The organism is Lysobacter sp. Soil_N_51 (genome assembly GCF_057655755.1).
This window is the reverse complement of the sequence record NZ_JBDGLR010000011.1, coordinates 85,963-109,104: the sequence shown is the minus strand read 5'-3', so window position 1 is coordinate 109,104 and position 23,142 is coordinate 85,963. Positions and strand designations below refer to the sequence as shown.

Annotated in this window: 18 protein-coding genes; 9 read left to right on the top strand and 9 right to left on the bottom strand. The window is 67.5% G+C overall.

Annotation, left to right across the window (positions count from 1 at the left end; genetic code table 11):
* Nucleotides 1-176 precede the first annotated feature (176 nt).
* Nucleotides 177-815, bottom strand: coding sequence for a cold shock domain-containing protein (locus AC3A4T_RS21110; RefSeq protein WP_487677201.1), 639 nt, complete (start codon nt 813-815; stop codon nt 177-179).
* 103 nt (nt 816-918) lie between these two features.
* Here AC3A4T_RS21110 and AC3A4T_RS21105 point away from each other — a divergent pair, with 103 nt between their 5' ends.
* The gene (locus AC3A4T_RS21105) at nt 919-1,830 is read left to right on the top strand and encodes a LysR substrate-binding domain-containing protein (protein ID WP_487677200.1); all 912 of its coding nucleotides are present in this window, start codon (nt 919-921) and stop codon (nt 1,828-1,830) included.
* A 585-nt stretch (nt 1,831-2,415) separates the two neighbouring features.
* Here the strand turns inward: AC3A4T_RS21105 and AC3A4T_RS21100 are convergent.
* Entirely contained in the window at nt 2,416-4,074 is a 1,659-nt protein-coding gene (locus AC3A4T_RS21100) for a serine hydrolase (RefSeq protein ID WP_487677199.1), read from the bottom strand.
* A 127-nt stretch (nt 4,075-4,201) separates the two neighbouring features.
* Here AC3A4T_RS21100 and AC3A4T_RS21095 point away from each other — a divergent pair, with 127 nt between their 5' ends.
* On the top strand, nt 4,202-5,461 hold the full coding sequence (locus AC3A4T_RS21095) for a TIGR03862 family flavoprotein (RefSeq protein ID WP_487677198.1): 1,260 nt from the start codon (nt 4,202-4,204) through the stop codon (nt 5,459-5,461).
* Nucleotides 5,462-5,698: 237 nt separating this feature from the next.
* On the opposite strand, the gene AC3A4T_RS21090 is transcribed toward AC3A4T_RS21095, so the two are convergent.
* Both AC3A4T_RS21090 and AC3A4T_RS21085 read right to left on the bottom strand, forming a co-directional pair.
* Nucleotides 5,699-6,328 carry a hypothetical protein gene (locus tag AC3A4T_RS21090; RefSeq protein WP_487677197.1) on the bottom strand — a complete coding sequence of 210 codons (630 nt, stop codon included), beginning with the start codon at nt 6,326-6,328 and terminating at the stop codon, nt 5,699-5,701.
* 200 nt (nt 6,329-6,528) lie between these two features.
* Nucleotides 6,529-7,269: a sulfurtransferase gene (locus AC3A4T_RS21085; RefSeq protein ID WP_487677196.1), complete on the bottom strand. Its 741-nt coding sequence runs from the start codon at nt 7,267-7,269 to the stop codon at nt 6,529-6,531.
* Nucleotides 7,270-7,528: 259 nt separating this feature from the next.
* Here AC3A4T_RS21085 and AC3A4T_RS21080 point away from each other — a divergent pair, with 259 nt between their 5' ends.
* A complete protein-coding gene (locus AC3A4T_RS21080) occupies nt 7,529-7,840 on the top strand; it encodes an HPF/RaiA family ribosome-associated protein (protein ID WP_056112411.1) in 312 nt (103 codons plus the stop codon).
* A 629-nt stretch (nt 7,841-8,469) separates the two neighbouring features.
* On the top strand, nt 8,470-9,252 hold the full coding sequence (locus AC3A4T_RS21075; protein ID WP_487677195.1) for a hypothetical protein: 783 nt from the start codon (nt 8,470-8,472) through the stop codon (nt 9,250-9,252).
* Nucleotides 9,253-9,259: 7 nt separating this feature from the next.
* Here the strand turns inward: AC3A4T_RS21075 and AC3A4T_RS21070 are convergent, their stop codons facing one another.
* The 3 genes from AC3A4T_RS21070 to AC3A4T_RS21060 form a co-directional block, all read right to left on the bottom strand.
* Entirely contained in the window at nt 9,260-9,916 is a 657-nt protein-coding gene (locus AC3A4T_RS21070) for an HD domain-containing protein (RefSeq protein WP_487677194.1), read from the bottom strand.
* Nucleotides 9,917-10,123: 207 nt separating this feature from the next.
* Entirely contained in the window at nt 10,124-10,462 is a 339-nt protein-coding gene (locus AC3A4T_RS21065; RefSeq protein WP_487677193.1) for a hypothetical protein, read from the bottom strand.
* A gap of 165 nt (nt 10,463-10,627) precedes the next feature.
* Nucleotides 10,628-17,305, bottom strand: a complete 6,678-nt coding sequence (locus AC3A4T_RS21060) for a putative Ig domain-containing protein (protein WP_487677192.1) — start codon at nt 17,303-17,305, stop codon at nt 10,628-10,630.
* A 317-nt stretch (nt 17,306-17,622) separates the two neighbouring features.
* Between AC3A4T_RS21060 and AC3A4T_RS21055 the strand changes: the two genes are divergently transcribed.
* The 4 genes from AC3A4T_RS21055 to AC3A4T_RS21040 all read left to right on the top strand — a co-directional run bounded on the left by AC3A4T_RS21055 (nt 17,623) and on the right by AC3A4T_RS21040 (nt 19,931).
* On the top strand, nt 17,623-18,153 hold the full coding sequence (locus tag AC3A4T_RS21055) for a phage tail protein (protein WP_487677191.1): 531 nt from the start codon (nt 17,623-17,625) through the stop codon (nt 18,151-18,153).
* A 73-nt stretch (nt 18,154-18,226) separates the two neighbouring features.
* Nucleotides 18,227-18,757 (top strand): phage tail protein, encoded by a 531-nt coding sequence (locus AC3A4T_RS21050; protein WP_487677190.1) that lies wholly within the window; start codon nt 18,227-18,229, stop codon nt 18,755-18,757.
* 64 nt (nt 18,758-18,821) lie between these two features.
* Nucleotides 18,822-19,367: a phage tail protein gene (locus AC3A4T_RS21045; RefSeq protein ID WP_487677189.1), complete on the top strand. Its 546-nt coding sequence runs from the start codon at nt 18,822-18,824 to the stop codon at nt 19,365-19,367.
* 3 nt (nt 19,368-19,370) lie between these two features.
* Nucleotides 19,371-19,931: a GNAT family N-acetyltransferase gene (locus tag AC3A4T_RS21040; protein ID WP_487677188.1), complete on the top strand. Its 561-nt coding sequence runs from the start codon at nt 19,371-19,373 to the stop codon at nt 19,929-19,931.
* A 352-nt stretch (nt 19,932-20,283) separates the two neighbouring features.
* Here AC3A4T_RS21040 and AC3A4T_RS21035 read toward each other — a convergent pair whose 3' ends face one another.
* Nucleotides 20,284-20,574, bottom strand: a complete 291-nt coding sequence (locus AC3A4T_RS21035) for a DUF6916 family protein (protein ID WP_056112844.1) — start codon at nt 20,572-20,574, stop codon at nt 20,284-20,286.
* Nucleotides 20,575-21,256: 682 nt separating this feature from the next.
* Entirely contained in the window at nt 21,257-21,808 is a 552-nt protein-coding gene (locus AC3A4T_RS21030) for an Ig-like domain-containing protein (RefSeq protein WP_487677187.1), read from the bottom strand.
* Nucleotides 21,809-22,419: 611 nt separating this feature from the next.
* Here AC3A4T_RS21030 and AC3A4T_RS21025 point away from each other — a divergent pair.
* Nucleotides 22,420-23,127 carry an ABC transporter ATP-binding protein gene (locus AC3A4T_RS21025; RefSeq protein WP_487677186.1) on the top strand — a complete coding sequence of 236 codons (708 nt, stop codon included), beginning with the start codon at nt 22,420-22,422 and terminating at the stop codon, nt 23,125-23,127.
* Nucleotides 23,128-23,142: the final 15 nt, after the last annotated feature.

The following is a 23,142-nucleotide window of genomic DNA, read 5'->3' as shown; positions in this document are numbered from 1 at the left end:
GTGAAGCACGCCGGTTTTGCACGACCGCTTGCGCTCTGCGAAGTCTTTTGTGGGATGGGGCTTTAGCCCCGACGTTCTTCGGTCAATTTTCAGGGGAGTTTCGATGCGACCGGAGCCAACAGCGTCGGCGGCTCAAACTCGCTGCAAAAGAGCCGTCAGGGTCACCGTCCGCCTCGTCAGCACTCTTGCTCGCAGGGCAGACCATCGTCATCACCATCCATCTTCGTATTGGGGCAGTGCTGCAGAAAGAACCTCGCCTCTGCGCAGGAAGTCATTTGCGAACAATGCTCGCGGCCGTCGCAAACGAATGCCGGACGAGTGCGGGATGCAGCGGCCGCAGATTCCGCCGCCGACGCGGGTATCGCAGCACGACTATCCGACACGGTAGCGACCGGCCCGGGCGATGCACGACGGCTGCCGGATAAAGCGGCGCCAGCGGATTCGGCCATCGGCGCGTGCGAGACATCGCGACCGCCGAAATAACGGTCGTAGCCCACCCAGCCGATCGCGACAACGGCGGCGATGCTCAGCGCGCTTGCGATCAACCCAGGACGCGGCGCGGCTGTATCGCGTGACGATCGGCGATGCGCCGGCCGCCGCGCGGCTTCGCCGGCACGCATCACGTTAATCGCTTCTTTCTTGCCGTCGGGCTTGGTGCGTATTTCGAACGACACCAACTCGTTTATCTGCGGCCGGGCGCCGCCGCGCCGGAACGCCGACACATGCACGAACAGTTCGTCGCTGCCCTGCGCCGGGGCGATGAAACCGAAGCCGCGCTCGTCATTCCATTTGACCAGGGTTCCGTGGGTTCTCATATGCGGCCAAGGCAAGAGAGGTCGTCCCAGTATTCGCCGGCAGGTGTCGCCAAACAAGGCCGGTAGCGCAGCGCGGCGCGGGCGGTCTGCCTAGAATGCAGGCATGAAAATCACCCTAGACGAATTGCTGGCCTTCGCCACCGTGGTCGACACCGGTTCGATCACGGCCGCGGCCGAGTCGCTGGAGCAGACCGTGTCCGGGGTCAGCCGCGCCCTGAGCCGGCTGGAGGAGAAGCTCGGCACCACCCTGCTGCGGCGGACCACGCGCCGGCTGGAATTGACCGAGGAAGGCCAGAGCATGCTGGCCCGCGCGCGCGCGATCCTGGCGTCGGTCGAAGATGCCGAGGAGCAGATGGCGCTGCGCCGGCAGCAGCCGGCCGGGCGCTTGCGGGTCAATGCGGCGTCGCCGTTCATGCTGCACGCGATCGTGCCGTTGATCGGCGATTTCCGCATCAGCTATCCGCAGATCGAACTCGAGCTCAACACCAACGACCAGATCATCGACCTGCTCGAGCAACGCACCGACATCGCGATCCGGATCGGCGCGCTTGCCGATTCGACCCTGCACGCGCGGCCGCTGCCGAGCAGCCGTCTGCGCGTACTGGCCAGTCCGGCGTATCTGAAAAACCACGGCACGCCGCGCGAGGTGGCCGAGCTGAGCGCGCACACCCTGCTCGGTTTCGCGCCGACCGCGACGCTCAACCGCTGGCCGCTGCGCGACGCGCACGGCAACGAACTCGATATCGCGCCGCACCTGCATGCGTCCAGCGGCGAGACCTTGCGCCAGCTCGCGTTGGCCGGCGAAGGCATCGTCTGCCTGTCGGACTTCATGACCCGCCGCGACCGCCACGACGGCGCGCTGGTGCAGTTGTTCGCGCGCGAGACTCTGGACGTGCGCCAGCCGATCAACGCGGTGTATTACCGCAACACCCAATTGGCGTCGCGGATCGCGTGCTTCCTGGATTTCGTCGCTCAGCGGCTGACGCCTAGCGGTGGCGAGGCGGCCTGGGAATGAGGCTGGCTCGTTCGTTCTGAGTCAGGCCGCTCGAGGTCTGTCGGAGCCGAGCTTGTCGGAGCCGCGTTTGCTTGTAAGCGCCGGGCTTGCCACAGCCGAACTTGCCAGAACCGGGCTGTAGAGCAGCGCTCGCCGGGATCGCGCATCCGCCGGCCCGCAACGAGAAAGCCCCGCACCGCGTAGCGCCGCGGTGCGGGGCCGGAAGTGGCGAGCGGGCACGGTCCCGCCCGGCCACGAGCGGCCGCCGGCGTCCTGGAGCCACGCCGACGGGCGGACCGGACCGAAGTCCAGTCCTAGACAACAACGACGCGGGCGGCGCATCTCCCTACCCCGTCGCGGGCCGCGATCGTGCGATCGGCCAAGGCTGGTGCTTCGCGGTCTGGGGATCGGGTCCAAACCGGTATCGCGAACACTTGCCCGGGCCACGCGCAGGTCCAGTGAATTCCGATCACGGACTGAAACACTACAGACAGCGCGGCTTCGAAATCATTGGCTGGCGGGACTTCAGCCCCGCCCCACAGTCACCGCGCCAAGCGAAGCTCGCGCGAAAGCACCACCCAAGGCCGCGCGACGCAGCCGAATCCCTCACCCCGCCTTCTTGCCCGCATCCGGCATCGCCACCGGCGTCAGGCGTAGATCCTGAAAATCGAAGCTGAAATCGGTCAGCGGCGAGATCGCCTCCATCCGCACCTCGCGCACCTTGCCGTCCGGGGTCAGCGAGAAATTGACGAAGGCGTCGGCATTGAGCCAACGCTGATCCCAACGCACCACGAAGGTGTCGTGCTGCCACGGCGTGAGTTCGCCGATCAAATCCTTGGTGCGGCCGAAGCGCAGACGCAGTTTGCCGCCCGCGGCCGCTTCAACATAGACATCGCCATACCACGGGTCGCGGTACGTGCCGGCGTAGCCCGACAGCGGCAGCGACGGTTTCGAGTTCGCATCGCGCGCCTTGAGGTGCTGATTCCAATCCTCGTCGGCCTTGCCGCGGCTCTTCGCCAACGCCGCGCCGTACGCGGCGTTCCAATCGGTCTTGGGCGCGCCCAGATACGCGTCGAGCGCGCGCATCGTCACCGCCTGGAACGCGCCGCCGAGTTCGGCGTTGGTCAGCACCACCACGCCGAGTTTGTGTTCCGGCACCAAGGTCACCCGCGACACCATGCCGGGCCAGCCGCCGGTATGCCACACCAGCTTCTTGCCGCGATAGTCGGTGAGCTGCCAGCCTTCGCCGTAACCGGAGAAATTCGGCTTGACCGGCGCCAGTTCCGGCACCGCCGGTTCGGCGATCGGCATCGGCGTGACCACCGACCACATCTCCTTCTGACGCTTGGCGCTGAACAAGCGTTGTTCCTTATCGCCCTGTCGCGCGTAGACGCCGCCGTCGAGCTGCACGCGCATCCACTTGCTCATGTCGTGGACGCTGGAATACAGCCCGCCCGCGCCGGCCACGTTCGACCAGGTCATCCGCGGCGCGGCCTGCAGATCCTTGAAATCGGCCTTGGCGTGACCGCTGGCGACGTTGTCGCCGGCGCGCAAGGCATCGGAGTTATAGCGGGTCTCACTCATTCCCAGCGGCTTGAAGATGCGCTGGGCCAGGAACTCGCGAAAGCTCTGGCCGCTGGCCTTTTCGATCACCAGTTGCGCGACGCCGTAAAGAATATTGTCGTAGGCGTACTGGCCGCGAAACCCGCCGCTGAGCGGCACTTCGGCCAGGCGCCGCGCGACTTCTTCGTTGCTGTAATCGGTGCCCGGCCAGTACAGCAGATCGCCCGCGCCCAGGCCGAGGCCGCTGCGATGCGCGAGCAGATCGCGCACACGCATTTCGCGGGTGACGTAAGGATCGGCCATGCGGAACCACGGCAGGTGATCGATCACCCGGTCGTCCAGGCTCAGCTTGCCTTCGTCGGCGAGCATCGACAGCGAGGCCGAGGTGAAGGCCTTGGTGTTGGACGCGATCGCGAACAAGGTATGCGCGTCGACCGCCTCCGGCTTGCCGAGTTCGCGCAGGCCGTAGCCGCGTTCGAGCACGATGCGGCCGTCCTTGACGATCGCCACCGCGATCCCGGGCACTTCGAACTGTTTGCGCACTGCGTCGACGTAGGCGTCGAAGTCCTGCAGTTGTTCCGGCAACGCCTGCTCCGGCGCGATGCTCGTTTCGGTCGTTGCCGGCGCTTGCGCGGCCGCGCCGGCCGCGCTCATGCAGATCAGCAGGCCGGCGCCGTGCGCCTTCCAGTCGGTGGCTCGCATCGTGTCTGTATCCCTGGTCAAACCGTCAAGGCATCACTGTCGGCGATCGCGGCGGCGGATGCCAGAGGCTCGCCGTGCGTCCAGGCCGCATAATGTCCGACCGTTCCGCACGACCGCCTGTCCGAGCATGTCCGTTTCCACGCCTCAACCGCCCGACACGGCCCTGCCCGGCCTCGCCGTGATCGGCGGCGGCCCCGCCGGCCTGATGGCCGCGCAGGTCGCGCGATCGCTGGGCGTGCAGGTCGATCTGTTCGAGGCCAAGGGCTCGGTCGGGCGCAAGTTCCTGATCGCCGGCAAGGGCGGGCTCAACCTAACCCATGGCGAACCGAGGCCGGCGTTCGACCAACGCTACGGCGCGCGCAGCGACGCGGTCGGCCAGTGGCTGGACCGTTTCGACGCCGACGCGCTGCGCGAATGGGCGCGCGGTTTCGGCGTGGACACTTACATCGGCAGTTCCGGCCGGGTGTTTCCGATGGACCGCAAGGCCGCGCCGCTGTTGCGCGGCTGGGTGCGGCGCTTGCGCGAGGACGGCGTGCGCTTCCATGTGCAACACCGCTGCCTGGGCTGGAGCGAGGACGGCGCGCTGCGTTTCGAAACCCCGCACGGCGAAACCCGCATCCGCGCGCGCGCCAGCGTGCTCGCGCTCGGCGGCGGCAGTTGGCCGGAACTGGGCTCCGACGGCGCCTGGACCGCCTGGCTGGGCGAACGCGGCATCGACATCGCGCCGTTGCAGCCGTCCAACTGCGGTTTCGACATTGGCTGGAGCGAACATTTCGTCGCCCGCCACGCCGGCGCGCCGCTCAAGGCGGTGATCGCGCATTGGCTCGACGAACGCGGTCAGGCGCAGGCGCTGCAGGGCGAATGCGTGGTCAGCGCGGACGGGATCGAGGGCAGTCTGATCTATGCCTTGTCGGCGGCATTGCGCGAGGCGATCGCGACGCACGGCCACGCCGACCTGCAACTGGATCTGGCGCCGGGACGCGAACTGGATCGACTGGAGCGCGACTTCGCCCAGCCGCGCCGCGGCCGCAGCGTCGGCGAACATCTGCGCCGGCAGACCGGGCTCGACGCGGTCAAGACGGCGCTGGTGTTCGAAGTGCTCGGCAAGGACGGACTGAACGATCCGGCGGTGGTCGCGCGCACCATCAAGCGTCTGCCGCTGCGCCTGCTGCGCGCGCGCCCGATCGCCGAAGCGATCAGCAGCGCGGGCGGCGTGCGCCTGGAGGCGATGACCGCCGAACTGGAACTGCGCTCGTCGCCGCGCGGCGTGTTCTGCGCCGGCGAAATGCTGGACTGGGAAGCGCCGACCGGCGGTTACTTGCTGACTGCGTGTTTCGCCAGCGGGTTGATCGCGGGAGAGGCGGCGGCGCGGCATCTGCTGGGCTGATCGGGCAGTTGATCTACCAAGAGCAACAGCAAATCCTCAGCGCACTCGCACCAGCGACATTAAACAGATGCGCAGGCGCCAGCCACTTCCCAAAGTGGGCTGATTGACGCGTGCTTGGGTCGTCGCGATAGGCCTATTGCGGATCACGTAACTGGATTCGCGAGTACATGAACTCGGGAACTCACATCAGTGCGCGCAATAACCAACGGCGGCGCTAGGCCGCCAAACCCCGTCGCCTCAAGCCGGCGCCTTCTCAGCCGCCTTGCCCATATAGAACATCGATGCGCACAAGCCCACGCCCTGCGCGGTCGCCGCGGGCAGGTCGCTGCCCTGCAACGCGATCAGCTTGACCACGTCGCCGGTCGATTCGCTGACCTTGGCCAAGGCGATGAAACCGGTCGGCACGGTGCCGCAGAACGCGTTGGCCGGGGTTTCCTTCGGCGGGACCTGCTCGATCACGCGGCGCAGTTCGACGGTCTGGCTGGCCTCGACCTGCATGGTCGCGCCGTAGGTCTGGCCGGCCGAGTACTGGTCGCCGCCACGCACGATCGCGACCCGCTCGGTCTTGTACAACGAGCCGTTTTCGCCCTTGAGCTCCAGTTCGTCGATGGTCAGCTTGCCGGTGGTGGCCTGGGCGACCGGGTTGCCCGGTTCGAACGTGCCCAGCGCGACCGGCGTCAGCGTCGGCGGCGACGCGCGCGCCACCGGATCGGCGCCCGGATCGGGCACCGACTGTTGCGGCGGCGGCGGGGCGGCGGTGGTTTCCTGCGGGGCGGCAGTGTTGACCGGCGCGCCCTGGCTGCACGCGGCGAGCGCCAATACGGCGAGCGCGAGCACGGTCGGGGCGGGGAACAAGCGTCGGTTCATTCGGGGTCCTCGTAGCTGATCGACTGGGCCTGCGCGGACGGCACCATACCGGTTGCCGCTGGAACGCGAGGCCTGGCTGCATTCGCTGCGCGCGGGGGGATCGGCGCGGGGGCGCCGGCGCGGTGCGAACGCGCAGCCTAACCGCTGGACCCGTTTGGACGGGTTAATAGTTTGTAATAAATGGCAAAAACGCCGAACGCTCAGGCGTCGCGGTCGTGCAGCGGCTGCAATTGCGGATCCAGCGCGACCCGCTCGTCGAACACGAAACAACGGCCCTGGTAATGCTGGCCGCCGACCTGTTCGAAGTAGCCCAGGATGCCGCCGTCGAGCTGCAGCAGGTTGTCCATGCCATCCGCGCGCAGCCATAACGCGGCTTTTTCGCAGCGAATTCCGCCGGTGCAGAAGCTGACCACGGTGGCGTCGCGCAAGGCCTCGCGGTGCGGAGCCAGCGCTTCGGGCAGGTCGGTGAAGTTGTCGATCGGCAGGGTCAGGGCATGGTCGAAACTGCCGTAGCCGACCTCCTCGCGGTTGCGGGTATCGAGCATCACCACCGGCCGGCCATTGTCGTCGCTGCCGCGATCGAGCCAACGCCTGAGTGTGTCGGGCGTCACGCTTGGCGCGCGTTCGCGCAGCGGCGAGGCGTGTTCGCGCCGGAACGCGATGATCTCTTGCTTGAGCTTGACCTTGAGCCGCGCGAACGGCTGGGCCCGGCTGTGGCTGTACTTGACGCTGAGCCCGGCGAAACGCGGCTGCGCGCGCAGGCCGTCGAGCAGGGTTTCGATCGCGGCGGCGGCGCCGGCCAGGAACAGGTTGATGCCCTCGCCCGCGACCAGCGCGGTGCCGCGCAGTTCCAGGGCTTGCGCCTGTTCGCGCAGGTGGGCGGCGAGCTGCGGCGGATCGTCGATGACGGTGAAGTGGTAGGCGGCGATGTTGACGATCATGCCCGCCATTCTAAGCCAGCGCCGTCGCGGCCCGGCCTCGCGCCCGCGCTCAGGGGGCGAACCGGCGGCGCCTTTGCGAGCCTGACACGACCCGGCTGGGCCGGACCTGAACCGTGCCGCGAACCTTTCGACGGCCCGCCTGTCCCAATTTCTGCATGGCCGCCAAGCGAATACGCGAGCCGCGCAAGGTGCCGCAGCGAGGGCCGACGCCCGAGCTTGCGGGCATCGTCCTGATCTCACGCCATAAGGAGGCGTTTGCATGAAGGTACAGCTCAACACCGATCACCATCTGCGCGGCGACGCGTCGCTCAGCCAGCACGTCGCGGGCGTGGTCGATCATTCCCTGGCGCGTTTCCGCGATCAGGTCACCCGGGTCGAAGTGCATCTGCGCGACGTCAACGGCGCCAAGGCCGGCGGCGGCGACAAGCACTGCACCATCGAAGCGCGGCTGGAAGGCCGCCCGCCGGTGGCCGCGACCGAGGACGCCGACACCATGCGCGCGGCGATCAGCGGCGCGGCGCGCAAGCTGCAGCGGGTGCTGGACAGTTCGCTGGGGCGGTTGTCGAGCTGATGGTTGTGGTTCGGCCGGTGATTCGTGCGGTCGGGCGGGTAGCCCGCAAGTAAATACGCTCAGTTGGAGGCCTCGGTGAACGGAGCAAACCGACCCGATACCGCTACGAACGAGCCACCGTTTCACGAATTCGCGAACCGATATTTCGTGTCGCGACAACGCCGGCAAAGGTAACGGCCGGCGCGTACAAACCCGATCCGATCGCATCGGACTCGCCAGGCTCCAAGCGAGCCTGGCGATTACGGCAACTTTGATGCAGAAGATGATCGGCGCGGAATTTCGACACCCGCGCGCAACGTGTCGATCGGCAAATCGCGGGCGCTCGGAGATGCAAATTTCGCGCGATTGCGCCGGCGCCAGACCGCCCGCGTCGGTCCTGGATCGAAATTCGCCAGCGTGCATCAGAAAAAATCGATCAAGCCACCCAGCCGCGCGAGCCGCTGCACACGGCCTTGATCGCACGATGATTTTTTCACCAACCCGGTGCATGCGGACGACGCTCCGGCACCGATCGCAACACCGCCATGCGCGTTCCGTCCACGCACAATATTTTTGATACCAATCAGCCATTTACAAACGAAAAATCGAATCCGAAGCTGACCATTCCTTCAGCACCGCGGATGCCTGCCGTGTCGCAACTGGCCCACTTTCGTCTGTTGTCGATGGCCGCCCTGGGCCTGATCGCTCCCACCGCGCAGGCCCTGGACTGGGCGACCACGGAACTGCAGTGGCAGCGCGGCCGCCTCGACCTGCCCTATTCCGCCAACGCCAGCGCGCAGACCAGCGTGTTGACCTTGCAGCACGCCGACGGCTGGAAATACGGCGATAACTTCGGCTTCATCGACGTCAGCCGCGGCCATGGCGAGCTCGACGCCTACGGCGAGTACTACGGCCATTTCAGCCTCGGCAAGATCCGTGGCGCGAAAACCGGTTGGGGCCCGATCAAGGACATCGGCCTGCTGGTCGGCGTCAACGCCGCCGAAGACGCCAAGGTGCTCAAGTATCTGCCGGGCGTGCGCCTGTCGCTGGATGCGCCGGGCTTCGCCTTCCTCAACCTGGACATGACCGCCTATATCGACGACAGCCGCGGCGTGCGCCACGGCGGCGCGCCGAAGGAAGGCGACAGTTGGATGCTCGACCTCAACGGCGCGCGCCCGTTCAAGCTCGGCAAAGCCGGCTTCAGCATCGAAGGTCACATTGAGTACGTGGCCTCGCGCCGTAACGAATTCGGCCAGCGCGTACCGGCGCATGTGCTGGCCCAGCCGCAGATTCGCTACGACCTCGGCGAACAGCTGTTGGGTCGGCCGAATCAATTGTTCGTCGGCGTGGAGTATCAGTATTGGCGCAACAAACTGGGCGATGCGAACACCGACGAATCGGCCGTGCAGGCGCTGGTCGTCTGGCGTCTGTAAGCGCGGCTCAGCGCTTGGTGGTGATCGAACGGCGCAGGTTGTTGCGCGCGGCCGCGTCGAAGCGTTGGTGGTAATAGTCGCTGAGAAAGATCCGTTCGCGCTTGAGCAGCGCTTTCAGGAAGCGGCGGCGATTGAGCCGGAACAAAGGGCCGGGCACGTGACCGCGGTATTCGGCGGCGATGCCGCGGTCGTAGGCGTCGAACGCGGACGGTTCGGCGCCGAGGATGGCCATGTCGCCGTCGAGGAACAAACGGGTTTCTTCGTCGACATCATCGCGCGCGATCGCGCCGTGGCGCGCGGTCAGCTCGATCAGTTCGGCGACGCGGTCGGCGTCGATGCCCTCGCCCGCCAGCCAACGCGCGATGTGGTCGCGCGCCAGTAGCGCCGAGCGGGCCTCGTTGTCGCGCCGGCCGGCCGCGTAGATCGCGTCGTGGTACAGCACCGCCAGCGCGACTTCGCACGGCTGGCGCCAGCCCGGACCGGCGGCAACATCAGCGTAGTGACGCAGCACTTCGGCGACGTGGCCGATGTTGTGGTACGCGCGCGACGGGGTGGCGTAGGCGGCTTCGAGCGCGGCGCGCTGTTCCGTCGGCAGGGACAGCGGCAACGACGTCAGCGCTGTCTCGGGCAGGCGGCCTTGGGGTTCGCTGGCGGGATCGGACATTGCGGGATGCACGCTTGGGGCGGTGCGGGCATCTTGGCATTTTTGCGGTTTTGGGGGTTTGGGCTGCTTGCCGTGATTGCGGCGTCCGTCAGTTCCGTCCGTACCGATGACGCCGCCGATGCCGTTGGTTGGAGCGGTTAGTTTGGTGCCGTTGGTTTGATGTCGCTGATGCCGCTGATGTCGCTTGCTGTTGGTAGCGACGAAACTTCAAGTCGTCATCCCCGCGAAGGCGGGGATCCAGGGCTTCATCGCGACATGACTCTGAAGTCTCTGGATCCCCGCCTTCGCGGGGATGACGGTATTGGGAGAGTCGCGGATGGGCGATGGATGTGTCGGTGCCGTTTCGACGACCCGGCGGTTGCGGATGCAACGCGGCCAGCTGGCGGCATCGCGGAAAGTCGCTGGATTCCCGCGTTCGCGGGAATGACGATCCGAAAAAGTAGCGGCGAAGAATGGGATGCGTCGTTGTTGTTGTCGCGAGTCGAGCGGTTGCGGATATGTCGCGATGAAGCCCTGGATCCCCGCCTTCGCGGGGATGACGAGCAAGAGCTGACTCGGCAAAGCCGATTCCCGATTCCCGATTCCCGATTCCCGATTCCCGATTCCCGATTCCCGATTCCCGATTCCCGATTCCCGATTCCCGACTCCCGACTCCCGATTCCCGATTCCCGACTCACGGGCGCGGCCCCAAGGCCGCGCCCAGTCCATCGATCAGTACTTCTTCTCGAGATTGATCATGAAGCTGTTGTCGTCGTCGTTGCCGCTGCCGAACAGGCCGCGGTATTCGAAGCGCAACACCCAGTCGCGCTCGGTCTGCAGGATCGCGCCCAGGCCGAACACGAAGCGGTTGCGGTCCAGGCCGTCGATGCGGGCACGGTAGAACGGGCCGCCGACCATGTCGGCATAGCTCATCGTGGCGAAACTGTCGTCCTGGAAGTCGTGCTGGTATTCCAGGCGCAGTTGCGGCGCGAACGTGCCCCAGCGGACCGGGTAGCTGTAGTCCATGCGCAGGCCCAGGCTGGTGGTGGTGGTGTCGATGTCCTGGTCGCGATAGTTCAGCACGTACTGCGCGTCGCCGCGTTCGGTGTAGCCGTCCAGGCGCGCGCGGGCGACGTCCAGGCGGGCGTACGGGGAGACCCGCAGGCGGTCGCGCTGGTAGTCGGCGCCGGCCGAGATCGAGGCGAACCACTGATTGCCGTCGCGCGAACCGGTGACCATGCCGCCGGTGTCGGTGACGAAGCGGCGCGAGTCGAACGACAGCCATTGATAGCCCAGCAGACCATCGAGGTAGAAGCTCTTGCCCGGGTGGTAGCTGGCGTACAGCACCGCGCTGTAGCCATCGGCCTTGCTGCGGCTGCCGCGCTGGCCGACTTCGGTGTCGTCGCGGCCGTAGCCGATGCCGCCACCCAGGGCGAAGTCGTCGCGCAGGCGGTAGTCGGCGCCGGCGCTGATGCCGGTGGTCTCGAAGTCGATCCCGCTCGCACCGCCGCTGCGGCCGTCGCGGTTACCGCTGTTCAAGGTACCGCCGGTCCACAGGCCGTAACGCGAGCCCGTGCCCTGCACCGGCGGCTTGGACTCGATCGCGGCGCGTTCGTCGCCGAGCATCGGCTGACGGCAGTCGTTGCCCGGGGTGCGCGGCGCATCGTCGCGGCAACGCGGGTCGATCGAGAAGCTCAGGCCGTTGTCGAAGCGCGCGCCCTCTTCGCCGCCGCCGTGCAGGCCTTCCAGGCGCTGCTGGAAGTTGCCGATCTGGGTGGTGGCGAAGCGACGCGTGGCCGAGGTCTGCGCCGACAGCACGCCGAGCACTTCGGCGTCCTTGGACGGATCGCTGCGCGGCATGACTTCGACCTCGATCGTCGCCACCGCCGAGGTGGCGAAGGCGTTGTTGAGGGTGAAGCTCGCTACCGCGATGCCGGAATAGCCGATCACCGGGGTGTAGGTCAGCTGATAGCTGCCGCCCGAGCCGCTGACCGCCGCGCTGCCCGACGACGCCGGGGTCAGCGAGACCAGGTTCGCGCCGGTGAACGGACCGCCGGTGGCGCCGGCGACCAGGTCGACGGTGATGGTCGCGCCGGCGACCGTGCGCACCCGCCGCGACTGCGCGACCGGCACCGCGTTGACGGTGATGGTCGAGGTGATCGGCGCGGACGGGCCGAAGGCGTTGTTCAAGGTGTATGTCAGGGCGATCGCGCCGACGGTGGTGGCCGCGGGCGTGTAGACGATCTGGGTGCCCTGCACCACCGCGGTGCCCGAGCTCGGCGGATTGAGCAAGGTCACGCCGGTGAACGGCGAGCCGGTGGCGCCGGTGGCGGCGTCGAGGGTGACCGGCTGGGTCGACAGCGTGGTCGCGGTCTGCGGCTGGCCCTGCGGAACCGGCAAGGCGTTGACCGTGATGGTGACCGTGGCCGGCGCCGAGGTGCCGCCGGGGCCGCTGGCGGTGTAGGTGAAGCTGTCGCTGCCGAAGTAGTTCGCGGCCGGCGTGTAGATCACGTCGGTGCCGCTGAGCGTGGCGGTGCCGTGCGCCGGCGCGGTGGCGAGCGCGATCGAGGTGATGATGCCGGTGTCGTTGGCGGTGACATCGATCGTCACCGGCGCGTTCGACAAGGTGCTCGCGCTGTCGTCGACCGCGACCGGGACCGCGTCGGCGATGACGATGGTGTACGGCACGCTGGTGTTGTAGCCGGCGTCGTCGGTCGAGCGGATGTTGGCGGTGTAGCTGCCGGCGGTGGTCGGAGTGCCGCTGAGCACGCCGGCCGAGCTGAAGCTCAGGCCGATCGGCAGGTTGCCCGAGACGATCGCGTAGGTGTACGGGGCGATGCCGCCGCTACTGCTCAGGCTCTGGTTGTAGGTCACGCCGACGGTGCCGCCCGGCAGGGTCGCCGGAGCGATCGTAACGATCGCCGGGTCGATGGTGAAGGTGTAGACCTTCGACGCGGTCTGGCCGTTGTCGTCGGTGGACTGCACCGTGAGGCTGAAGTTGCCGTCCGAGCGCGGCACGCCGGAGAACACGCCGGCCGAGCTGAAGCTCATGCCGATCGGCAACGCGCCGCTGAGCAGCGAGTAGCTGTACGGCGCGACGCCGCCGGTGCTGCTGAGGCTGGCGTTGTAGGCGACCGCGGCGGTGCCGTTGGGCAGGGTCGGCGGATCGATCGTGATGACCGGCGTGCCGACCACGATGGTGTAGCTCTGCTGCAGGGCGAACGGCGCGCCGGCGCCGGTGCTGGAATCGAGCACCCGCACCGCGATGTTGTAGTTACCCGGCACGGTCGGCGTACCGCTGAGCACGCCGGCCGAACTGAACGACACACCGATCGGCAGGCTGCCGCTGGCCAGGCTGAAGCTGTACGGCGCCGAGCCGCCGCTGGCGGCGAAGTTGATGGTGCTGGCGACGCCGTAGTTCATCGGCAGGTTGCCCGCGGCCGGGGTCATCGCCAGGGTCGGCGCGCCCACGGTCAGGGTGAAGGCCTGCGACGTGGTGAATGGCCCGTTGCCGGTGCTGCTGTCAGCGGCGCTGGCGTTGAGGGCGAAGCTGCCGGCCGCGCTCGGCGTGCCGCTGACGGTGACACTGTCGGCGGTGGTGCCGGTGACGCTCAGGCCCGCCGGCAGACCGGTGACGGCGAAACCGGTGTACGGCGAGGTGCCGCCGGCCCAGGTGAAGGTCTGCGAATACGGGCTGCCGACCTGCGCAGTCAACGGACCCGAAGCGGTCACGGTGATGGTCGGGTCGCCGACCGTGATCGTGACCGTCGCCGGGGCCGAGGTGCCGGCCACGTTGGTCGCGGTGTAGGTGAAGCTGTCGGGACCGGCGTAACCGGGCGTCGGGGTGTAGCTGATCGTGGTGCCGCTGGCGGTCGCGGTGCCGTGCGCCGCTGCCGTCGCCACCGCCACCGAGGCCGGAATGCCGCCGGTGATGTTCAAGGTGATCGGATTGGCGGCGCTGTTGAAGGCGACCGTGGCCGAGACCGGATTGGCGACCGGGACGATGTCGTTGACCTGCAACGAATAGGTCTGCGGCGCCGAGGTGTACGGACCGGTGCCGGTGCTGCTGTCGGTCGCGCGCAGGCTGAAGCTGTAGTTGCCCGGCGCGGTCGGCGTACCCGAGATCACCCCGGCGCTGCTGACGCTGAGGCCCGGCGGCAAGCTGCCGGCGCTGATCGCGTAGGTGTACGGCGCGGTGCCGCCGTTGGCGGGGTTGATGGTGGCGCTGTACGGATTGGTCACCGTCGCCGCGGCCAGGGTGGTCGGCGGCAGGATTACCGTCGAGGCCGCGATGGTCAGGCTGTAGGCGCGCGAACCGGTGTACGGGCCGCTGCCGCTGCTGCTGTCGGTCGCGGTGACGGTGAAGTTGAAGGTGCCGCCCGCGCTCGGCGTGCCACTGAGGGTGCCGTTGCTGGCCAGGCTGAGGCCGGCCGGCAAGGCGCCGGCGGTGATCGCGAAGCTGTAGCCCGCGGTGCCGCCCGAGGCGGTCACGGTCTGGCTGTAGGGCTGGGCCACGCCGCCATCCGGCAGGGTCGCCGGTGCGACCACGACGGTCGGCGCGCCGACGGTCAGCGAATAAGCACTCGAGCCACTTTGCGCATTGGCGTCGGTCGCGGTCACGGTGAAGTTGAAGGTGCCGCCCGCGCTCGGCGTGCCGGCGATGGTGCCGGCGGCGCTCAGGGTCACGCCGGGCGGCAAGGCGCCGGCGGTGACCGCGTAGGTGTAGACGCCGATGCCGCCGCTGGCGCTCAAGGCCTGGCTGTAGGCGGTCGCGACCTGCGCGCCCGGCAGGGTCGGCGGCGCGATCACGATGGTCGGCGCGGCCACCTGCATGTTGTAGTTCTGGGTGCGCGCGAACGGAGCGCCGCTGCCGGTGGAACTGTCGCGTGCCCGCACCGAGAAGGTGAACAGGCCGGTCACGGTCGCAGTGCCCGACAGCACGCCGGTGTTCGCATCCAGGCTCAGGCCGGCCGGCAATGCGCCCGCCGACACGGTGTAGTTGTACGGCGCGGTGCCGCCGCCGGCGACATAGGTCTGGCTGTACGCGGCGCCGTAGGTGGCGTTGAGCGTGCCGGCTGCGGGCGTCAGGGTCAGAATCGGCGCGCTCACCGACAGGTTGAAGACCTGGCCGATGGTGAACGGCCCGTTGCCGGTGCTGCTATCGGTGGCGCTGGCGTTGAGGGCGAAGCTGCCGGCCGCGCTCGGCGTGCCACTGACGGTCACGCTGTTGGCGGTATTACCGGTGATCGAAAGGCCGGCCGGCAAGCCGGTGACCGCGAAGCCGCTGAACGGCGAGGTGCCACCGGTCCAAGTGAAGGTCTGGGTGTAGGCGGCGCCGATCTGCGCGGTCAGCGGGCCGGACGCAGACACCGTGATGGTCGGGTCGCCGACCGTGATCGTGACCGTGGCCGGCGCCGAGGTGCCGGCGGTGTTGGTCGCGGTGTAGGTGAAGCTGTCGGGACCGGCGTAACCGGCGGTCGGGGTGTAGGTGATCGTGGTGCCGCTGGCGATCGCGGTGCCATTCGCGGCCGCCGTGGCGATCGCCACCGAGGTCGGAACGCCGCCGGTGATGTTCAGCGTGATCGGGTTGGCGCTGCTGTTGTAGGCGACGGTCGCCGAGACCGGATTGGCGACCGGCGGGATATTGACGACCTGCAAGGTATAGCCGCGCGGCGCCGAACTGTACGGCCCGCTGCCGGTGCTGGTATCGGTCGCGGTGACGGCGAAGTTGAACGTGCCCGGCGCGGTCGGCGTGCCCGACAACGTGCCCGTGCTGCTCAGGCTCATGCCGGGCGGCAAGGCGCCCGCGGTAATCGCATAGGTGTACGGCGCGGTGCCGCCGCTGGCGGAGTTGAGGTTTGCGCTGTACGCGACTGCGACGGTGGCCGGGGCGAAGCTGGTCGCCGGCAGCAGCACGGTCGGCGGCGCGATCACCAGCGCATAGGCGCGCGAACCGGTGTGCGGCGCGCCGGTGCCGGTGCTGCTGCCGGTCGCGGTGACGGTGAAGTTGAAGGTGCCGCCGGCGGTCGGCGTGCCGCTCAGGGCGCCGGTGCCGCTCAGGGTCAGACCGGCCGGCAAGGCGCCCGCGGTGATCGCATAGGTGTACGGCGCGATGCCGCCGCTGGCGGTGATGGCCTGGCTGTAGGCGGCCGCGACCGTGCCGTTGGGCAAAGTGGTCGGCGCGATCAACGTGGTCGGCGGCGCCACCACGAGGGTGTAGGCGCGGGTGCCGGCGAAGCTGTTGGCGTCGGTGGCGCGCACGGTGAAGTTGAAGGTGCCGGCCGCGGTCGGGATACCGGTCAGGGCACCGGTGGTGGTGTTGAGGCTCAGTCCGGCCGGCAACGCGCCGGCGCTGACGGCGAAGGTGTACGGCGCGGTGCCGCCGCTGCCGGTGAAGGTCTGGCTGTAGGCAACGGCGACGGTGGCGCCGGGGATGGTGGCCGGGTTGACGACGATGGTGGGTTCGAGCGCGACGGTGACGTTATAGACCTTGACGCCGAAGGCGATCGGAGTCGCGCCGGGCCCGGGCAGACTGTTGTCGTCGGATCGGATCGTGAAGCTGTAATTGCCGACCGTGGTCGGAGTACCGCTGATCGTCCCTGCGGTGAGGCTCAGTCCAGGCGGCAAGGCGCCCGCGATCACGCTGTAGGTGTACGGCGCAAAGCCGCCGGTACTGGTCAGCGTGACCGAATACGGATAATTGCGGGTCATCGCCGGCAACGGGTCCGGCCCGATCACCGGCTGGGTGTTCGGGATGGTGATCTGGTACGACTTCACCACGCTGATCGGAGTCGGCGCGGTCGAATCGGTCACGGTGATCGCGATCGGGAAGTTGCCGCGCTGCTGCACCGTGCCGCTGAAGGTGCCGTTGCTGAAGTTCAGACCGGTCGGCCGGGTGCCGCTGGTCTGCACATAGGTATAGGGCCCGACACCGCCGGTGGTGGTCATGGTCTGGCTGTAGGCGACGCCCAGGACGGGGTTGATCGTCGCCGGACTGACCGTGAGCGGGCTGATGCCCGGCGCGATCGTCACGTTGACCGTGATGTCGCCGCCGTTGCCGTCGGGCACGATGAACGTGTCGCTGAGCGCGCTATCGCCGTTATGGGTGTAGGTGAGCGTCTGCACGCTCTGGGCCACCGTCTGCACCGAAGCGCTGCCGTGCGGGGTCGGGTACGTCGCCACGGCCAGACCGAAGTCCGCCGGTCCGTCGCAGGTGCTCACATCGATCGTCTGATTGCCGCCATTGGCGACCGACATGGTGAGCACAGGGCAGAACGCCGAGGGCGCCGCCGCGGCCGGCCCGGCCCACAGGGCCACCAGTCCGCATAGCGCGAACACGCCGGAGCGAAGTACGGTGTGCAGACGCGAGACGAAAGAACCGTCCGCATGGCGCGCTGACTGCTGTTGCATGTTGGTCGTCCCCTGACGGTGCGGCCCCGGGCGTCGTGCCCGGCCCCGCCACCGTGTACCCAATGATCGATCTGGCCCTGGTCTGCATGCCGCGTGCCCCTGGCATGCCCCTTTCCATGACCTGATACGCAGTTCGGCAGGAAAACCGGCCGCCTTTGCCGCCGATCTGCGTTAAGCAAGATCATGGCGCTCACGCGCCATGCCTGGCCCGGTCGGACCGGCCCGTTTCCGCCGTGCGCGGACGGGGCGTGCGGCGGAGGCACGGTAATTCATCCGGAAGCGCGCACGGCGCCCGGAAACATCCTCTGGGGGAAGAGATGACAGAAGTATTCCTGGGACAGATCATGACCTTTGGGTTCGGTTTCACGCCCAAGGGCTTTGCTCCGTGCAACGGCCAACTCATGCCAATCGCGCAGAACCAAGCGCTGTTTTCGTTGCTGGGCACCATGTACGGCGGCGATGGCCGGACCACGTTCGCGCTGCCCAACCTGCAAAGCCGCACGCCGGTGGGGGCCGGCCAGTCGGTCGACGGAGGCTGGGCCCCGTCGCCATACCAGTACGGCGAAACCGGCGGGGTCGAGAACGTCACCCTGCTGACGCCGCAGCTGCCGGCCCATAACCACAACCTGTGCGGCGTCACCACCGCCACCAACGGCCGCAACCCGACCAATAATTTCTACGGAACCACCTCGACCGCGATCTATGCGAACACCGGGCAGGCGCAGATACCTCTGTCGCCGGCGACCATCGGTCAGGCCGGCAGCACCGCGCCGCATCCGAACCTGCAGCCTTATTGCACGATCAACTTCTGCATCGCCTTGCAAGGCATCTTCCCGTCGCGCAACTGAGCGCCGGGCGGACCACAGAAGGTCGCGCGAGGCGGCCATACCTTTCAGAATTCAAGGTTCCGGAGTAATTACCATGAGTACGCCCTATGTCGGCGAGATCCGACTGTTCGGCTTCGGCCGCGTTCCCAATGGCTGGTTTTCCTGCGATGGCTCGTTGCAATCCATCGCCGAGTACGAAGTCCTTTACACGTTGATCGGCACCACCTACGGCGGCGACGGCGTCAGTACCTTCGCCCTGCCCGATCTGCGCAGCCGGATACCGATTCATCAGGGCCGCGGCCCGGGCTTGAGCACCTACGTGCTTGGCCAGCTGTCCGGCACCGAGAGCGTCACCCTGACCCAGCAGCAGATGCCGGCCCACGGCCACACCCTGCTGGCGACCACCAACCTCGCCACCGCGACCCAGGTCGGCGTCGGCGTGGAACTGGGCGCGCTCAACGGCGACGCCATGTACGTCACCGATATCAGCGGCTCCAGCGCGATCGCGATGAATCCGGCCTCGTTGACGCCCAGCGGTGGCAATCAGCCGCACGCCAACCTCATGCCGACATTGACGGCGCAGTTCTGCATTGCCTGGGCCGGCGTATTCCCCTCGCAGAGCTGATCCCATTCGCCCACGCCCTGCGCCGCGTCGCGCGAGCGCACGGCAGATTCAAGAGGACACCGTCATGACCGAACCTTTCATCGGCCAAATCCAGATTTTCGGCTTCAACTTCGACCCGCGCGGCTGGGCGTTCTGCAACGGCACGACCCTGCCGATCCAGCAGAACACCGCATTGTTCGCCCTGCTGGGCACTCAGTACGGCGGCAACGGCCAGACCACGTTCCAGTTGCCGAACTTCGCCAACCGCGCGGCCGACAACGCCACTCAACCCACCGCCTCGCCCCCGCCCGGCCTGACCCGTCGTTCCGTGGGCGAGACTTTCGGCTCCAACTCGGTCACCCTGACCACCCAGGAAATGCCGAGCCACACCCACGGCGTGACCATCTCCAACCAGCAGGTCGCCACCAAGAAAGCCGACTTCCCCAGCGCCGGCAACGCACTGGGCTCACCGAACGCGAACGCGTTCGCGCCCGGCACCGCCGCCAACGCCCAGTTCTCGCCCACCCTGGTCCTGCCCACCGGCAACAACCAGCCGCACGAAAACCGCCAGCCCTATCTCGCAATGAACTTCTGCATCGCGTTGCAGGGCGTCTTCCCCTCGTTCCCATAAATCTTGCACGTCAATCCGACCACCTCGCCGCTGTCGTTCCCCGAGCAACGCAGCGGCACGTTCGACCTTCCCGCGTCGCTATGGCGACGCGGGATCGGCCTGCGCGCGGCCCACAGTCAGGACATCGCCTGGCTGCGCCTGCTGTACCGACAGTTGCGCGGGGTCGAGTTCGCGCCGATGGGCTGGCCCGAGCCGGCGCTGCATGCGTTTCTCGATCAGCAGTTCGCGTTGCAGCACATTCACTACACGCGCCATTACCAGGGCGTCGATTTCCTCATCATCGAACGCGAAGGCCAGCCGGTAGGACGCTTCTATCTGCAGACCAACCCGCCCGACCATCTGCTCGTCGACATCAGCCTGGGCGATGGCGCGCGCGGACAAGGCATCGGCACCGCCCTGATCGAATGGGCGCAGCAGCAAGCACAAGCGGCCCGCTGCGGCATGCGCCTGCATGTCGAGCATGGCAACCAGGATGCGCTGCGCTTGTATCGCCGGTTGGGCTTCGGCGTGGTCGAGGCGATGCCTACGCATGCGCTGATGCGCTGGTGGCCGGAGTTTGGTTGATTCGAGTCAGCTTGATTGAGCTGGCTTGATTCGAGCCGACTTGATTGAACTGGGCTTGATCGGATCGGGCTTGGTTGAATCAGGCTTCATTGAATGGGGCTTGATCAGATCGGGTCCGAGCTGGCCCGAGCGCCGCATCGTCAGCCGTGATCCGCGTTTCGGTGAGCATGCATGCGCACGTGGCGACCGCACGGGTTTTGCTCGTCATTCCCGCGAAGGCGGGAATCCAGGGCTTCACCCAGGCATGACTCTGACGTCTGTGGATATTCCGCTCCGCCGAAGTAAAACAGAGCCCGCCTTCGCGAGAATGACAAGCAAAGGTGCATCGTTCGCACGGGGCAACGCGGATCGATCAGTTGAAGATAGCCTGGTACAGAAAACCCTCGCGCTCGCGCGCGACCGGAACCAGGAAGATGCCGACCTCGCCGATCGAGGCGTGGCGCATGACATAGGTCTGCTGCGGAAACAGAAACGCTGAGGCATTGCGGAACAGCAGCGAGAACGGCGCGCGCACGGCCTGCTGCGGCCGCGTGCTCAGCGCGCGCGCCTCGACCAGCACGAACGGTACTTCGCCGTCGTTGAGCACGGCCGAGTAAGTCTCGTTTACGTGCGAGCTGAAGTGATCGAGCGTCAACAGTTCCATCGCGGGGCCTCCCCAAGCCGAGGACGCATCGTCGTCGCGCGCGGCCTGCGATGCAAGCCCCATGAGAGGTTTTTGCACGAATGCGTGGCGGATGGTCAATCCATTGGACCCGAGCGGGCCGACGACTGGCGGCGCGGCGATCGGTTCGACCTGTACGGGACCGGGCCGACTCGGCCGCCCCACCGCGATCGCCCACCAACGCGCGAACCACGGCAACGAACACGACACACCATCGCCGGCTCCGGCCGCCCCGCCGCAGGCCCAGTTGCGGCAGGACAACGGCCGGAGCCGCCAACAGCGCGGGCCTCCCTGCCCGCTTCGGCTTTCATCACTGACGGAGATGAAAGGCGTCCAAACGATTCACGGCATTGCATCGCGGCCCGTGCCGGCCGCGGCGTCCGCCTGGCGATACGCCGGCGAACGCCGCGAACCGGTCGACACCGGGGATCGCGCAATCCCGTCGCGGACGGCGCACGTCGCGCCGGTCCGATCGGCCAGGCCATCACCACGACGAGATGGCCGGCGGACCGGCCGCGCCATGCGCGCGGTCCGATCCGGGTACTGCGTATCGGCGCGCGCCTGTGCGCGGCCGTCCCCTACCCCTTTCCGAGGGGTACCGGTAGCGTCGCCGCGATCCCTGCGGCGACGGTGAAACCTGCGGCGCGGGGCCGCGTCATGCGCGTTACAAAACGGCGGCCGCGGTCGCCGGCAGTACGCGGTCGCGGATCGCGGTCACCGCCACCACCGCTTCGGCGCTGTCCTGACCGGACTGCACGCGATAGGTGTAGGTGTCGACGCCCTCGAAACCCGGATCGGGGATGTAAGTCGCGCGACCGTCGCGAATCCGCACTTCACCGTGCCGCGGCGGCTGCGCCAGGCTGTAGTGCATGGCCGCGCCGTTGCCGATCGAGCCGCGCAAGGCGACGGTCGACGCGGCGCCGTCGAGGCTGTGGGTGACCAGATCGGCCGCGGCGAGCGGCTCGTAACGGCGCAGGCCCTGGATATCGTTCTGGATCGACCGCGCCAACGTCTGGCGCTCGCGATCGGGCGCGACCGCCTGTTCGAAGCGCAAGCGCGCCTCGTCGTGCGGCGAAACTTGCTGGATCGAAGATCGCAGCGGCTGCGAAGCCGGACTGCGAGTCTGGCTCACGTTCGGGGCACCGGACGCACCGACGCCGGACGCGATCAGCGCCAGACTCAGCACGAGGGGCCCCTGGATACTCTTGTACGGCATGCCAACTCCTTCTGGGTTGTAACGATGGGGGATGTTCCGGACCGCGCGTCCTTGCGCCGCATCGCTTGCGCGATGCGAGCGAGCTGTCGATGGGGCTGTGCCCTGGCGAGCTCTCGATCGGCGATCTGTGCCGGGTTCCGGACCCGTTGCGACGTCCTGTCGCTACCGGGAAAACATGATCCCATCCGGGTGTCGCACAGGCCGAGACTGCAAGGCTTTTCACGCCGAAAAATCGCCTCGGAAAACATGTTTTCGATGCGCGTCACAGCCTCGTCGACGGCATCATCGACCCGCGGCAAAAAGCGGGCAGCGGTCAATATTCCGAACACCGCTAAGCGGTACTGACGGGGCAAGCGCTGTTTCGCAAAGTTCATACAGCACCGATGCCTGCGCATCGCCGCGAAGACGCGGTCCGCATCGCGCCGGCCGCGTTCGCGGCGGCGCTAAGCAAGAATCAGCACGCCCCGCCGCGCGCCCGCATTGACGCCCCCATGCGGCTTTGAAACTGTGCGAGCACCCCTGCGCTCAAGGGATCGGATCAGGCTCCGGATCGCGGCGACATCGCGCCGCGGTCGCAGCGCATCCGCGGATTTTCATTCAAGGACGTCGCCATGCTGGATATGCGAAAGATCACCAAGGTGTATCGCACCGAGTGCGTGCAGACCCATGCGCTGCGCTCGCTGGACCTGCATGTGCGGCCGGGCGAATTCGTCGCGGTGACCGGGCCGTCGGGCTCGGGCAAGACCACCTTCCTCAGCATCGCCGGCCTGCTCGAGGATTTCAGCGACGGCCACTATCTGCTCGACGGCGAAGACGTCAGCGGCCTGTCCGACAGCGCGCGCAGCCGCCTTCGCAATCACAAGATCGGCTTCATCTTTCAGGGCTTCAATCTGATCAGCGATGTCAACGTCGCCGACAACGTCGAGCTGCCGCTGATCTACCGCGGCCTGCCGGCCAAGGAGCGACGCCAACGCGTCGACCAGGCGCTCGAACAGGTCGGCCTGGGTTCGCGCAGCCGGCACTACCCCGGCGAGTTGTCCGGCGGGCAGCAACAACGCGTGGCGATCGCCCGCGCCATCGCCGGCCGGCCGCGCCTGCTGCTGGCCGACGAACCCACCGGCAACCTGGATTCGGAAATGGCGATCGGGGTGATGGCTCTGCTCGAACAGATCAACGCCGAGGGCACCACCTTGATTCTGGTCACCCACGATCCGGAGCTGTCGCGGCGCGCGCAGCGCAACGTGCGCATCATCGACGGGCTGGCGACCGATCTGATCGATATCGACCGCATCCTGCGTCCGGCCCTGGAGCCGGCCTGATCGTGGGCCTGACCA